This window comes from Klebsiella sp. GW_Kp182 (assembly GCF_040062275.1).
Lineage (GTDB): Bacteria > Pseudomonadota > Gammaproteobacteria > Enterobacterales > Enterobacteriaceae > Klebsiella > Klebsiella michiganensis.
Map to the genome: position 1 here is coordinate 1 of NZ_JBEAFQ010000019.1, position 14,226 is coordinate 14,226.

The window sequence follows — 14,226 nt, forward strand, 5'->3', positions numbered from 1 at the left end:
GAACCGGCGATGCCCGGCCATTTAACCGGGCATCGAATACAATAGACTATTGCCTGTCAGCACGTACCGGTGCCTGGGTTGGCGTATGCAGTAGACACCAGAGTTGTTCTTAACCTGCATAACCGGCAAGGATCGGCTATTTCAGCGCACGTCGCATACAGTAGACCATTGCCTTCAACATCGGTCCGGTGTCTCGCTTGTCGCATCCAGTAGACACCCGTTGTTCATACCTGGCAGAACCAGTGATTCTCGGCCATTTAACCGGGCGTCGAATACAGTAGACCATTGCCTGTCAGCACCTACCGGTGCGTGGCTTGGCGTATACAGTAGACACCAGTTGTTCATAACCTGCATAACCGGCAAGGATCGGCCATTTAACGGCACGTCGAATACAGTAGACCGTTCTCCCACTAGCGCATATCCACTTAAGTTGGCCGTCGCATACAGTAGACACGAATAGGTAGCCTCCAGCACTGATCAGCCATAGCCCGATATCGCATACAATAGACCTTCCCCTATTTGGGCATAACCGATATGCGGTGATTGTCGCATACAGTAGACATAGATTCTTAGCCACAGGCTTAACAGGGATCATCGTGACGTAAACGTCTTCAGCAAGCAGTTCGAGCAAAATTCTTAAGCTCCTTCCACTAATAGCCGCCCTATCTCAAACACCGCAGCTGAACGCCCCGACTTAACCGCTTCGACTTTATGATCGTCAACAAACCAGTGATTACCGTCCGTTCGGACCAGCTCAAACAGCCAGGACATATCGTAAACGTGCTCAGGGATTAGCGTCCCTTCTCCGGCCAGAATGCCAGCCGTTATTGAATGATTTCCGCCACCCACAAAGCCAATACGCCAGGGCAACCATAGCTCAACATAATGATTGCTATTATCCTGCTTCCACGGCTTCCCCTTATAGCTTCCAATACGTGAAACGTTATTGATAAAGCGTTGTAGGCTCCAAGGCCACGGCAGCACCATATCACTTGCCAGTGACAACGGGTAATCAGCGCCGTCCATCTCATGTTCTTTCATCTTTTCATACGATTTCACATGGATAAGCCCTTCAAAGAAGAACTTTTCAGGGGTCATATTTGGTCGGGCATCTGTTCCTTCCTCGGCTACCGCCAGCAAGAAATCACTCTGTACTGGTCGCACGATAGCGCGAATGAGATCAGGCAGCGTCATGACAGGTAATTTCTCGGCCACCGAAAGCAGGTGATCGAAGCGCTTTTTTTCATTGCCGGTTGCTGCTTTCTCTTTCTTTTTTTGGTTCCAGAACATCACTTGCCGTGCCCTCCTTATCGTGATGATGATTTTCATGCTCATGCTGCGGTAGTTCTACATAGCGCACATGTTCTTCATACGTGGTGTAGTTATGCATGCCGCTATAATCCGGGAATCCGGGTCTACGTCAGAACTCCTCTCATCGTCCTTGTAGAACAGCAAACGTATACCGGTGTCCGGTTGTGACGCATGTCGCATACTGTAGACAATATGCGATCGCAATCATTAAAACGCCCCTGTTCTGTAGCCATGGCAGTATTGAAATACGATAGGCCATTATCCACCAGCTCATACCCTATAGCGTGAATGGCCGCACACAGTAGACATATACAATACACCACCGATAAATGCGGACCTGATCGAACATTCAACCGGTTGCCGCATACAGTAGATCGTCACCCGGCAGCACACCCCAGATTGAGATACTTGTAGCGTACAATAGACATCTGTCTTTAACGGCCACCTGCTTTTACCAACAGCATTCAGATATCGCATACAGTAGACATTTGTATTCCGTAGGGCTAATCGTGGTTCGCATGTCGCGTACAGTAGACTATCTACCAGACGAATTTACAAAACAGGCAACAGAAGACAAGCTCATGCATCATGGCAAAAAAGAAAAGTTACTTTCCTTCTTAGGAACCTGATGTGAAATTCACCGGCAGTTTCAGCTGAGCCACTACGTTTTCAAAAACTTTCACTGAAGTTGGAAGGTGTTACGACATGTCAGCGTTACTTTTGGTGTGTTTAACGTACAATCCGATAGCACTTTGTAGAGAACAATCCCCGGGTTCGACTGAAGAGGGCCCGTAAGCCCCCTCAGAGCGATTGTCGGAGGACTTTCTACTTCAGGGAGGGATTTCTCTTGATGATTTGAAACGCTATCTTGTTGCCTTCCTTAAGCTCCTGGTATTCAAGGTATCCAATGTCCTCCAGTTGCTTAAGTGCTTTTCTTACCGTTGAATTCTGAAGAGCAGGTCTGGAAGTGAGGGACAAACGCTTCCTGAACCTCTCAATGCTGACAGGGATCGGATTAGGTGGCAGAGCCTCAATGAACGTATAAAGGGCCTGGGCTGACTCTTTCCTTGCAAGGGCTTTAAGGGCTCTCAGCTTAAGCAGGATCTTGTATTCACCAACATACAGATCCTTAAGCGTTTTCGACGGAGTGAGGATAACTTTGTCATTACCAATGTCCACGGTTGACTCACCAATGAGCTGAACAAATTTAGTGACTTCAATGTTTGTGCCTCTGTCCTTGGAGAATTCAACAACATTAGACATCAGTTTCCTGAGCGAATCTTTGATTTTTTCCCGAAATTCAGCCTTCAGACGTCCACGAGAAAAACCACATCGCATAGCAAACTCAGTAAATCGGATCGAGATAGTCCCATCCTCGTTAGACTCGAGTTCATTATCGGTCAGTACCGATATGATTCCTGTCCAAACCTTGAAATCCGTATCCATGTCTAGCCTTGGACCTGAAATGGTAATCCTTTCAAACCCTTCGGATTTGGCTAGCTCCAGATGCCTAAGATCGTCTGACGCGTTGATGTTTGATCCGACATTGCTTTTCTTAGCGATCGCTTTGTTCGTCGATTTTAATGTTGGTACAAAGACCCCCAAACGCATCAGAGGAACTGTCTGTACACTGGTCTCCGATGTGGAAGAAAGTGTGATAACTTCACCAGTAGTCTGATTTATTTCTTCTACATTTAGGTATGACTCATTGATTTTGTTAGACATTTCCCATAAACCCTAAGTTTTGAATAACCATCAAAAATATAGCATACAGTAGACACTTTTATAGCGCACAATAGACAATATATAGCATTCAGTAGACTGTTTGTAGATTACAGTAGACATTTCGTAGCATACAATAGACACCGATCACCTTCCAAGCCAAGCGGCACAGGGCCTCCAGCGATCCGGGATCTTTTTGGTACTCTCTGGATCCTTTATGGATCAGTTATTGGATCTATCCTGTGGAAAACCTACTGAGGAGAAACTGCTTTACTATCTACATCCTCGGCTTAGGAAAAGATACCTGACGCAGATTGAGAAGATCACTTATTGGGATCATGAGTGAGAAACCAATCATGGAAAGCTCTCTCGCGATCGAACTCTGGTAAGTTATGTATAGACACGTTCCAGTTCGCGATTTTAACTATGAAGCTAATGTATTCCTGCTCCGCCTCATTCAGTCCTCCCTCTCCCCTTTTACTGATGTAATAATCGTACCAACGTTCATACGCGGGTACGTTTATAGATTCCCAGGAATCCAGCATCCTCGGTGCATAGGATACCAGTTCATCAAAAACGGTACTCCCTGAAGGTATATCCGCCCGGGTAAGTTTAGCGAGTATTTCTATTGTCCATCGTAAATGTTGCCATTGCTGTGCAGGTGCCAGAGGCAACGAATTCATATTCATGGGTAGATCTACCGGAATCATAGAAAGCAGCTGGTTGCCGCTGGCATTCAGGTGGCGTTTGTACTGATGTAAAGTATGTGGCTGTGCTGTCTGCATTAAGGGATGGTAGATCCACCGCTTGGCTTCATCTGAGGTAAAAAGTAGCTTTTCTATCGCATCCATCATCTTTATGCCTTCCCCGTTCTCACGATATGGAGTGATGATACTTTCAATCCGAACAGCATCGATCTCCACTAGCGCCAGCTGGCCTGTTTGAGCTAAAAGGTCTGGATTTGGCTGGATATCCTCCGACGTATCATTAACGAATATCCCGATTGTCGTATCGTTACATAACCCTATGAGGTCAGCATTAAGGCCACAAACAATCCCACCACCAGCGAGATTTTTGAGGTTAACGATCCCTTTCTCCTTACCTTGCAGAAGATGAGGAAGAGCAAGGTATTTTTTTTCCTGTATTTTAACCTTTATGTATTTTTTTATATGTTGTAGTGTGAGCTCACTACAAACCCCTTTTACTTCTGTGCTGTGGCTAAAATGCCATTTTTGGTTTTTACCTTGTTTTGCAATCAAGGATGTGCCACAAATGAGACAGACACAGTTGCAAGAAAGGCCATTCTCAACGCTGGCGATATCAACAATTTTATTTGAAACCGTATCGAATCCAAATGGTATCCATTTTTGTGAATTACGTCGCATGAATATTCCTCGTTAAAAACGAATAAAGGAATTCTACATTATTCGCTTCTATCAAACATGGAATAACAGTGCCTTATTTACATTATTTAGATCTCATCGGGGATGAGATGCCACACAGAGGCAGGTATTTTGTCATAGATTTTTTTCATGTATATCTCAGCTCTGCGGTGATCATACGCTCCATTCAAGCTGGTTATCTTATTTATATCTCCTCCTTCATCATTTAATTTATCCAGGATACGTTCAAAAACTTTATCGAGAGTTTCTGTCGTGCTGCACTTCCTGAACTTCAGGAGATAGGTTTCTCTCAGGCTACTGTGCACATTTAGGCTTTTCAAAAACAACGCTCCGGGGCATGTCCAAAAACAATGGCTATTATCGAAAACATTAAACGAAGTACCACAGACAGGCAAGAGAAGCATCTTGATTAATTTCCCATTCTCCCTGGATTTGAAAAAAAACAATGTTACTATACTGGTTATAAAAACAGTGCCATTGATAAGACATGAGATCTTCCCATGACAGATAAAACTAAGCTGGTTGCGATTGCACGAACCGATGACATGAGCGCTCTGGAAGCACTCAAGCTGTTACGGTTTCGCCGTTACAATACGGCAAGAAGTCAGTTAAGGGTCACGAGTGTCTGGTCTGCATGGTGCGCCAGGCACGGCCTGACCCCCTTCCCCGTCACAGCAGTTGATGTCGAGCGCTATATTAATGGGCTGAATGGATCCGTTAAAATGGCGACCATCTCTCATTTTATTGCATGCCTTTCAAGCGTAAACAGCAGCCTGGGTTTTCCAGACTTCCGCAACGTTCTGATAAAAGCACTGGTTCAGGTATGGCGGGCGCGGGAGAATGAGAAAAAAATCGTCACCGGTCAGGCCCTTCCATTTCTAATATCCGATCTCAATATTCTTCGCCGGTCACTGCATAAAAGCGACGACCTGAGAGACATACGGGACCTTGCAATGATATGGGTTGGGTTTGAAACCCTGCTGCGTAACGTGGAAATTCGAAGGATTAAAACCGGCGACCTGAAATGGCAAAATGACACGTCCTGTTACCTTCTGGACGTCATGCGGACCAAGACAAACCTTTCAAGTAACCTGACATTTCAGCTCTCACCACAATGCAGTCAGCATATCAGACAGTTGATTGAGACTGTGGAATACACCGATACTGAAACCTTCGGGCACCGTTTTCTTTTTCAGCCTGTGAACATCCATACAAACCGATATTTCCCACCCACCAGCAGTAAGCTATCACGGGGTAAATCCATAGACAGGATGCTGGTCAAAGCAGGATTCAGTCAGGGGTTACTGACGCAGCTACAAAATGAATCAAAGCTATCACGGGAAGATGTTGGTATGCTGTCCTCTAATTCACTGAACCAGGCATTTGCACGCCTCTGGGGGATTGCCGGGAAGGTCGGCGACAGTAACCGACAGTCCGGGCGGTACCGGACATGGACAGGACACAGTGTGCGTGTGGGGGGAGCCATAGAGCTGTTTAAAGCCGGGTACTCCCTGGAAAAGATTACCGAGATGGGGAACTGGTCTGATCCAAAGATGGTCTTCCGTTATATCCGTGGATATCTTGCCAGTGAAAAAGCCATGGTAAGCTTTATGCGTAATCATCTGGACGATATATAGATTTTACTGAGAGAAACACCAGCACTCAGCAACATGTTACTGAGCGCTGGTCACTTATGAACTTTTCAGATATTCAGTTCTTTCAAATCTGTCACAACAAAATCTCCTTTACCTGAAAGACTGTCAAAATCATCGAGTGTAAATTCATGCGTGTGATACCAAATGACCCTGCATGTAGGACAAGTAACAGGTAACAAATCTTCCGCTAATTTTTCGCTGTTATGGATAACCTCTCCCATCTCGTTTGTGTCAACAATATAACCACTTATGCAAAGGGTTTCGTACCCATGAGCACCTGTAACAATATGGGTTGCTGTTCTCTCACGAATTTCTCCATTAATTTTAATCTGCTCTCGCGTGGTAATCGTTCTTTTATTATTCATTAAACCTCCGGATGAAACATTAAAAACAAAGGCTATTATTGCGCCCGACTTCTGAAAAAATTCGAAACCAAACAGGTAATCGCGAAAATCGTCATCAAGATAGCTAAATCCTTCTCTACGCCTTCATAAGGAAGGACTCAGGGAAAGTGCATTAGCCTGTGCCCGAATTGGTCCTGGTGCGTCTCAGGAAGGAAAATGATAGGTGATATTATGGATTATCCTTTTTTAGCTGCTTTTTCTTCTTTTCTTTGTTTTTTAATCTCCACTTCTCCCTTAAATTTGCAACGGTATAGAGAGTGACTGATGCAATAAAATTCACCAGTGCAGCAAACTCTACTGCCAGATTGATCACGGCTGGTTTGACAGGAAGCCAGAGTGTTACCAGAAGGAGGAGGAACGATGTGATACACCGTAAGGCATGTACATTAGAGCCTCTACTCTTATTAATCACAACCATGGCGGGACATATTTTGTTTGTCAGATAATTTAAACCGAATGAACAAACTGCAGTTACTAACAAGAAAATCGCGTAAGTCATTATTCCTCCAGAGGTTTTAATCTTAATTTGACCACGTTAACCAGTTTCATTATTCCCGCCTCGTCCGGTACAAAAATGTAACGAAACCTCGGCCATGTTGCGTGCGTGAATATCAAACCTACGGCTTTCATATCCAGAGGCATAAGCCTTTCGGTCTTGTTCAACGGCATTTTCTCTATCGGGATCAACCCTGACTTAAAACTTTTTATCATTAAGTCGAGAGGGCTTTTACAATTTTTATTGCTCATCGTTTCTGTGTAACGGATCATCCCGCTAATCGTTACTTGTATCGTTCCTATATCAGCGTCAAATTTCGGCAGCACTGGCCAGTAAGGAATCTCAAAATCAACACTGGTAAGCGCCTGTTCATAGCCCTGCTCATTTGTTTCTACAACCGTTTTGAGGCCAGGAAACCGGGCGTGCATAAATTTGATAATCTTTACCACATTGGGTGTGCTGGCCTGACGCTGATAGATATCAGGTAGCCATGTGGACGTGGTGGCCCAGGTCGTGGAGCAAGCATAAGTTTTTTGCTCCATGTACCATAAAATAGAGGTGTCAGCCAGGAAGTGATGAACAGTCAACAGCTCGGCCAGCAGCCGATCTTCATCTGGATGTGTTATGGCATTTTTGAAACAGACCTGTACGCGGAAACGTTCTTTTGCAGACAGAAAAGTGTTTCCCCGGCTGACGGCCACTTTGTATAACCTCCTGGCCGGATCAGCTTCACAAACACCGGTTAGAATCCGGCTCATCTCGACTCCTTTATGACTTCCACAAGCCCTATACGGGGCAGGACAGAACGATATTTTTCATTAAAACTGCCGCGCTTCTGCCTTTCACCCTTTACGTAATTTTTTAACGGATTAAATCGGTCCGGTTCGCTGAACAAAATTAAAGGTAAAGGCGCGCGGAAGTTGAGTTTGTACGGCCCATGAACGTCATTCGGATCATCAGGACTGGTGTACCGGATATTGACGTTAACAGCAGGAAAGTTACTTTCCCGGATAAGCCGAAATTTTCTCGAAGATTCATCGTCATTACACACTTCATCATTCAGCAACGACAGCATCATGATTTCTCCGGTCCGCTCATGTTTCAACCGCTCTACATCCTGTTTTGTCAGATTGATATCCGGCTGGAGCTCAGTTATCTCCCTGCGTAGGCGGTCTATTACCGTTTCCAGACGGGTGAATTTATGAATGACAGGGATTTGCCAGGTGAACCCCAAGGACCTAATTTTCTCTGTAACGATCCGGATATTGCGGGACACCTGTAAAGTCACCAGCCACGGGTAAATCTGGTGCAGAATTTCTGACCGTGAGTCCTGGTAATGAGTGATACCTTTTACAACATCAGCAAATTTGTCGCGAAGCCGGTTGATTTCACCCACCAGCGACATCACTTCGTCATGATTATTTTTAACCACAACAAACCCGGGATATTTTCGGGTGATTTTGGTTGAATAATGTTCATCCCTGACATGGACTTTATCAACCCGCTGCTGCCGGTAAATATCCACCAGGGTGTCTACGTCGGGCACCGAATGAGTCACATTGATTTCCTGTGGAGGATTCAACTCCTCCACACTACGGGGCTCCGGGAGCGTGGCAAGGTAAGATGATCCGATATCGCTATGACGGAGTAAACTGTGCAGCTCACCGAGTTTGCGTAGTTGCTCTTCGTTGTAATGTGCAAAGTCAGTATTCATATCGTCTCCCGTATCGTGTTCCTGAACGTGCGACGGTAATCGTTAAACAAACTCTGGTAAAGACTTAAACGTCAGCCATACAGGCAGGCGTCGCCCATCCCTGCATACTCTGACAAGGCGATAACGTTGTTTCTCCATCGTGACCAGCCAGTACCCATCGGAGACAGGACGGTCGAGCGTGATCAGTTTCAACCCGTAAAAGCCCATCGAGGTGAATAAACGCCCTTCCTGCTCACGGAAAGAGACCGTAAAGGACGGGAACAAGAGCCAGAATACAGTGAAGAAGACATACCAGGTATACGGAACAGTCAGTTGTAGAATTTCATAGTTCCTTACGGTAGCAGTGATCAGGCCAATGCTTAATACCGCACCAATGCTGGCATATACTTTGAAAGCCGCGCTATCGGAGTTCTTCCAGGTAATACCACTAATACAATGCACTTTGCTCATCGCCTTGCCTCAATGTAGTTGTCTGCAGCCTTTCATCCGGGGAAGAATTTCTTTCTCCCACAGTGACCTTGAATTCCCATGTCCCCCCTGGAGTTGCATTGCACAAACCCTGTTAAACACGGATACTTCTTTCCTGATTGCCTGGGTTTGGCTGTCTGTGAGCTCAATGCATTCCGGTACCAGCTGCATAACGCCGTTCATCATTTCTGCCTTTATGAGGGCTGGACCGTCTTTTGTGTCGGCCTCACAGGATTCATTAACATTGAATCCGAATGAACAGAGAAGCTGGCCCTGAGCCTTAGGCCCCATCTGAACCCCCCGGCTATCGACGGTAAAGCGGACGATTGCGTAATCCCCTCCCTGATCGCTGGTTATGTTCCTTACCAGCATGCTGACTGGAGTCATTTGAAGCCAGCTGTAGATGCCCAAAACGATTTCTTCTTTTAAAATCATATTCAATTTACTGGTTCTCATTTTCTCATTTATGAATATGAAAACATAAAAAAATGCTCTGTAAAGCCCTAATCTGTAGAAAGCAGAGGTTTTGTGGTTTTTAACTTGTACTCAATAAAAATTCCGGCAGCATCTGCTGTTGTTATTTCAGACAATATGGCATCAATAATTTCTGGCTCCGTGATATTATTGAATCCCTGCTTACGAACCATCTCTTTAACGCACTCAAAACGTCGGGCTGTTGCAGGGTCGATGACAAATGTATTTAGATGCACATCATCACATGCGCCAGACGTCTCATTTAGTTTCATTTTCACTCTCCAGATCAGGAATGAAGTCAAAATTGTACGCAATTGCTTTTTCAGGTGAATCACCCGCGATAAGTTTTAACCATGAGTAAGAGTCTTGCTGATTAAGAAAAATAACGAGATAACCTTCGTCAGCACTGTTTCGCTTCTTAATGAATTCAATCTCAGTATCCATGCCAAAACCAAATGGACCATGTATCACGCGCGACTGTTCTGGAAGCATTGAGCTGAACATTGATACCACGACATCCCTCAACTCTAAATTTTGGTGAGCAATGAAAGCAACTCTTTTACCCTCCTTAACTGAAGCTACAATTCGTTTAACACTCGACTTGACGTTATAGCGATACACAATCAACCGGAGTCGTGTCATGCAGAGGAAAATAATACATACGCAGCTGACAAGAGCCCCATAAACTGAGCCTTCAATAAACCAGTTGAGAAATCCTAAAGCAACTAGTCCCAAAAAAGTAACTATACTTAAAATGAAGATATAAAAGTTAATTTTACGGTCTTTGGGGTACCAGGTAGATGCAACGGCTATGATGGCCATTACGCCGACTAATGCATACATTGAAAGGTCATACGGGTTACTCATCGATAGTCTCGCAATCGTGGCCAGGGCAGCCCCTGATAGGTGAAAAATCAGGGCATTCATGAGTAGTTATAAGTCGCTCACCGGCGTTATAACGCATTTGTAGGTCCCTGCGTAAAGCTTCTGAATTGTCCCCCCCAAAAAGGTAGAGCAGAAACTCATCATCAGCCAAAAGTAACTTTTCTAGGTCATAGCACTCATGTTTGTAGTCCATCATTCCTCCTTGAGACTATTAAATCACAGAGGAAAGACAAAATTTCTGGTCTAAAGGGCTAAAACTGGAAGATGAGGTAAATTTTTTGACAAAAAAAAAGCGCATAAAATATGCGCTCTTTTTTTTATAGACAACAATGGGTAATTAATTCATATGGAGTATATGTTTTTCTACTCTTGCTATGAAGTTACTCATTGAGGGAAGGTTTAACTCGTCCCCTATGCGTTTACAGTCAAAAAGTGACTTTGCTTGGGAGTAGTTAAAGCCTTTATTATTAACAAACTCTAAAATCTCATTCAGATAGGAGTTTTTACTACCGGCACTGAAGGAGTTGAGTAAAGGCCCACGATCTAGAAGTTCACACGCTTCTTTTTTGGATAATTTCTTACTTTGCTTGCTTATCATTTGGCAATGATAATACTCAAAGCGTTCACTACCATCCCAGTCAAGAGATCTGGAGGAGTGAAAATCCGAAAGCAAAAGCAACATTGTGCCATGATCACGAACAACATATAAAAATTCAAAATTACCGTTTAACAACGCTTGCTTAACTAAGCGCAAATCTATCTCTATGTCGTAGTCGTACCAAGGACTGTTAACAAGGGAAACAGAATGCTTCAGAATGAAGTTTTCTTTGACCCAGTTAAAAACCAATTCGATATCATAATAAACATTCATACTATGCTCTCCAAATTTAAAAAAGGGAGAGCCCCACAGGGAGCACTCTCCCTGTATGGGTTATGAAATTACTTAATCAAGTCAAAAAATCTTTCTTCCAGTCTGGCTGGGAAAGCTTCACGACCTTTGAGCATTAACACATCGTTCCAATCGACACCTTTTGCACCATCAGGAATTTCCAGTTCAGGCAAATGAATCTCAACCCGTACTGTTGCTTCAGGATAGCGTTCAGCAAGTAAGGGCTCCATACTGCTCTTTAGAACAAGAGCTGCGAGCTCACCAGCTGAATTACCGGTGTTTGGATTTACCCGATCTTTATCCGCCCAAATCGACAATTCAATAAATTGGCAATCAGAAGGCGGCATTAAGTGTTCAGGTATTTCCAGCATTTCCATAAATGTTGAACTTGAAGATGCCCAGCAAGGAATCGAAGTCGCTTCAGTTACCGATAGCGCATTCTCAATACCTTCACTGACCCCCAAAAACCATGACTTTGTTTCGTCACAGTAAGTTGGATTAAATAACTGCATCGAACCACCATTCATCTGGTAGACCGGCTTCATCATTAACTTTGGGTTTTCAACATCAGCTTTTTTAAGTCCATCATCAGTAAGATGAGTTTTATGGATCGTGCAGTTGCGACCTAACTTATCGTTGAAGATAGCAACCATCGTTGGATGAAAACTGGCTGGTTTATTAGCTCCTGGCCAGTAACGCATCTTAGCATTAAACCCCAGACTAGCTGGTAATTTCGTGAGCATCCGTTTTATTCCGCGCCCTGAGAGATATCGAGCAACCAATGAATCGGGTGTCACAAGTTTTGTGTATTTATACACTGCCTCTAACTTGTTTATGCGACTAAGTCTCTCTTCCTCACCAATATCTGAAAAAGATTGAGCTTTTTTCTCATAAAGAACAATATTAACACGATCGGCTTCATTTAACTTTCTGTCCTTGGAAACTCCAAGCATTTCAAGAATGTTTTTTGCAGCCTGCGTTTTACTAACGTTTTTAAGTTCAGCAATTAAATCAATGCCATCAATGAAAGTATTATGTGGATAATCTTCATGAATAGCATGAACACTTTCTAGTGTCCTATCTTTAAATCTGAATTTCGTTTTGCCATTACCAGTAAACGGACATTTGACAGAACGTGGAGCTTTTTCCAAAGCCTCTTGAAACTCAGGATAGTACGTTAATACATTACGCCAACCACCCAGCTGCTGCACATGAGATTTGACCAGGTCAAATGTTTCTTGTGCGTACTGCATAGGGGATTTAGCCGATGAATTATAATTTGTAGAATGACTCATAATACTCTCCTAGCTGACATTGTGGGTTTCACAATGCCTACTGCAATGCAGATAACATTGAGAAACCCACAACGCAGAATGAAAGAAGTGCCACGTAGTGGCACAATCATTTATAAGACTTCGAAACCATTGGCAATATATTTCGCCACCAGTCTTTCAACTGCTGAATCCATTGATTCGGAATTATCTTCGGAAAAAGTGGCATCACGAACTAAACGTTCAACCGGCATAATTCCGTTAACAACTTCCCCTTCAGTGACGTATACCTTGGTTCCAATCATCCCACTGTCTAATTGACGAGAGTCAACGCGAACACGTTTAATATATTTATTACCTTTCATTTGTTTGCTCCTAAAATGGCGAGCAAACACACCCATGCGGGTATATAAGCCCGCTTGGGAAGATAATAGAATTTAAACTAGACTTCTGATTAAATCTCTATACAAAGAATTTAATTCAGAAATATCGTTTATTTTTTTGAAATAAACTCCATCAAAGCCTAGAGGTTTATCAATGCCATAACCGACACAAACAATCTCTATGCCATGTTTTTTAGCATTTTTAACTGCAGAGCATACATCCTCTATTGAATCCGATGGTTCTCCATCAGTTGCAATGAAGATAACCTTACGTGAAAAATTCAAACGTGAGAAATATTCCACGCAAGAATTAATCGCCGTCGCAGTTGGGGTATGTAATCCACTAGAAACATTTTCATAATTAGAAAAGGAACTAGATACAGATTTATTAAAAAACTTAACTATATCAGTATACCCCTCCTTTTGAACTGGATACACAATATCTGCAACATCAATATTGTTTACCGATTCACAAGCCAGGGTAAAAGCAAGGTTTGCATTTAAAGCTAATACTGATACTTCACGCATTGATACAGAGATATCACGCAGGTTAATTACCCCCACATCAGACCTTTTATATCCTTCCCCACTTTTCTTAAACACAGAAGTGGCTCCCATAGGGACTTCAACAAGCTTTCTACCATGAAGACGAGCTCCACGATCACTTAGCCGGTTGTTACGCCGTACAGTCTGTTTATTCAAAGAAGAAAGTAACTTTCTTAACTCACGGGAGTTAACCAGTGCGTCATTGTAGTCCTCTTCGGTAAGATTGATAAAACCGAATCGGAAACCAAAGTTTTGAATATCAGCATCACTGAAAGTAGATGCCATTTTAGAAATGGATTTTTTTATAGATTCATGAAAATCATGAGAATTATCCTGTTCTGCATCAGTGTCTAGGTATTCGTCAAGATCTTCAATCGCCTTTCTTAGCTGTGCTGGTGAGAAACTTGGTGTTGTACGTGAAGAAGATACAGAGTCATCAGAGCCATCAGAGTCGTCGGAGCCATCAGAATCGTCAGAACCATCAGAATCGTCAGAACCATCAGAGTCGTCGGAGCCATCAGAACCATCAGAATCGTCAGAACCATCAGAGTCGTCAGAACCATCAGAGTCGTCAGAACCATCAGAGTCGTCAGAACCATCAGAGT

17 protein-coding genes are annotated in these 14,226 nt (G+C 43.6%); 1 reads left to right on the plus strand and 16 read right to left on the minus strand.

Going from position 1 to position 14,226, the window contains the following annotated elements:
- Positions 1–636: 636 nt before the first annotated feature.
- The 4 genes from ABLU88_RS15815 to ABLU88_RS15830 all read right to left on the minus strand — a co-directional run bounded on the left by ABLU88_RS15815 (position 637) and on the right by ABLU88_RS15830 (position 4,756).
- Positions 637–1,293: a DUF6710 family protein gene (locus ABLU88_RS15815; protein WP_023287188.1), complete on the minus strand. Its 657-nt coding sequence runs from the start codon at positions 1,291–1,293 to the stop codon at positions 637–639.
- 843 nt (positions 1,294–2,136) lie between these two features.
- Positions 2,137–3,036: a RepB family plasmid replication initiator protein gene (locus ABLU88_RS15820; protein ID WP_004026560.1), complete on the minus strand. Its 900-nt coding sequence runs from the start codon at positions 3,034–3,036 to the stop codon at positions 2,137–2,139.
- Between the two features lie 320 nt (positions 3,037–3,356).
- Positions 3,357–4,418, minus strand: coding sequence for a hypothetical protein (locus tag ABLU88_RS15825; RefSeq protein WP_348837049.1), 1,062 nt, complete (start codon positions 4,416–4,418; stop codon positions 3,357–3,359).
- Between the two features lie 86 nt (positions 4,419–4,504).
- The gene (locus ABLU88_RS15830; protein WP_263075194.1) at positions 4,505–4,756 is read right to left on the minus strand and encodes an Hha/YmoA family nucleoid-associated regulatory protein; all 252 of its coding nucleotides are present in this window, start codon (positions 4,754–4,756) and stop codon (positions 4,505–4,507) included.
- A gap of 180 nt (positions 4,757–4,936) precedes the next feature.
- Between ABLU88_RS15830 and ABLU88_RS15835 the strand changes: the two genes are divergently transcribed.
- On the plus strand, positions 4,937–6,073 hold the full coding sequence (locus ABLU88_RS15835) for a tyrosine-type recombinase/integrase (RefSeq protein ID WP_348837052.1): 1,137 nt from the start codon (positions 4,937–4,939) through the stop codon (positions 6,071–6,073).
- A gap of 65 nt (positions 6,074–6,138) precedes the next feature.
- Here ABLU88_RS15835 and ABLU88_RS15840 read toward each other — a convergent pair whose 3' ends face one another.
- The 12 genes from ABLU88_RS15840 to ABLU88_RS15895 form a co-directional block, all read right to left on the minus strand.
- Positions 6,139–6,456 (minus strand): hypothetical protein, encoded by a 318-nt coding sequence (locus ABLU88_RS15840; RefSeq protein WP_012540152.1) that lies wholly within the window; start codon positions 6,454–6,456, stop codon positions 6,139–6,141.
- 208 nt (positions 6,457–6,664) lie between these two features.
- Complete coding sequence (locus tag ABLU88_RS15845; protein WP_348837054.1) at positions 6,665–6,994, minus strand: hypothetical protein; 330 nt, start codon at positions 6,992–6,994, stop codon at positions 6,665–6,667.
- Positions 6,994–7,749, minus strand: a complete 756-nt coding sequence (locus ABLU88_RS15850; RefSeq protein ID WP_348837057.1) for a hypothetical protein — start codon at positions 7,747–7,749, stop codon at positions 6,994–6,996. Before ABLU88_RS15850 ends, ABLU88_RS15845 begins: the two co-directional genes overlap by 1 nt.
- Positions 7,746–8,705 carry a DNA replication terminus site-binding protein gene (locus tag ABLU88_RS15855; protein ID WP_348837060.1) on the minus strand — a complete coding sequence of 320 codons (960 nt, stop codon included), beginning with the start codon at positions 8,703–8,705 and terminating at the stop codon, positions 7,746–7,748. Before ABLU88_RS15855 ends, ABLU88_RS15850 begins: the two co-directional genes overlap by 4 nt.
- 42 nt (positions 8,706–8,747) lie before the next feature.
- Entirely contained in the window at positions 8,748–9,155 is a 408-nt protein-coding gene (locus ABLU88_RS15860; protein WP_032720853.1) for a hypothetical protein, read from the minus strand.
- Between the two features lie 9 nt (positions 9,156–9,164).
- On the minus strand, positions 9,165–9,629 hold the full coding sequence (locus ABLU88_RS15865; RefSeq protein ID WP_032720854.1) for a hypothetical protein: 465 nt from the start codon (positions 9,627–9,629) through the stop codon (positions 9,165–9,167).
- 47 nt (positions 9,630–9,676) lie between these two features.
- The gene (locus tag ABLU88_RS15870; protein WP_032720855.1) at positions 9,677–9,919 is read right to left on the minus strand and encodes a hypothetical protein; all 243 of its coding nucleotides are present in this window, start codon (positions 9,917–9,919) and stop codon (positions 9,677–9,679) included.
- Positions 9,906–10,514, minus strand: a complete 609-nt coding sequence (locus tag ABLU88_RS15875; protein ID WP_032720856.1) for a hypothetical protein — start codon at positions 10,512–10,514, stop codon at positions 9,906–9,908. Before ABLU88_RS15875 ends, ABLU88_RS15870 begins: the two co-directional genes overlap by 14 nt.
- Positions 10,515–10,869: 355 nt before the next feature.
- Positions 10,870–11,403, minus strand: a complete 534-nt coding sequence (locus tag ABLU88_RS15880) for a hypothetical protein (protein ID WP_348837064.1) — start codon at positions 11,401–11,403, stop codon at positions 10,870–10,872.
- A gap of 68 nt (positions 11,404–11,471) precedes the next feature.
- Positions 11,472–12,716, minus strand: a complete 1,245-nt coding sequence (locus ABLU88_RS15885; RefSeq protein ID WP_348837066.1) for a toprim domain-containing protein — start codon at positions 12,714–12,716, stop codon at positions 11,472–11,474.
- Positions 12,717–12,826: 110 nt separating this feature from the next.
- Positions 12,827–13,057 carry a hypothetical protein gene (locus ABLU88_RS15890; protein ID WP_072046276.1) on the minus strand — a complete coding sequence of 77 codons (231 nt, stop codon included), beginning with the start codon at positions 13,055–13,057 and terminating at the stop codon, positions 12,827–12,829.
- 72 nt (positions 13,058–13,129) lie between these two features.
- Positions 13,130–14,226: VWA domain-containing protein (locus ABLU88_RS15895; RefSeq protein ID WP_348837069.1), on the minus strand; the 1,097-nt coding region annotated here is incomplete at its 5' end.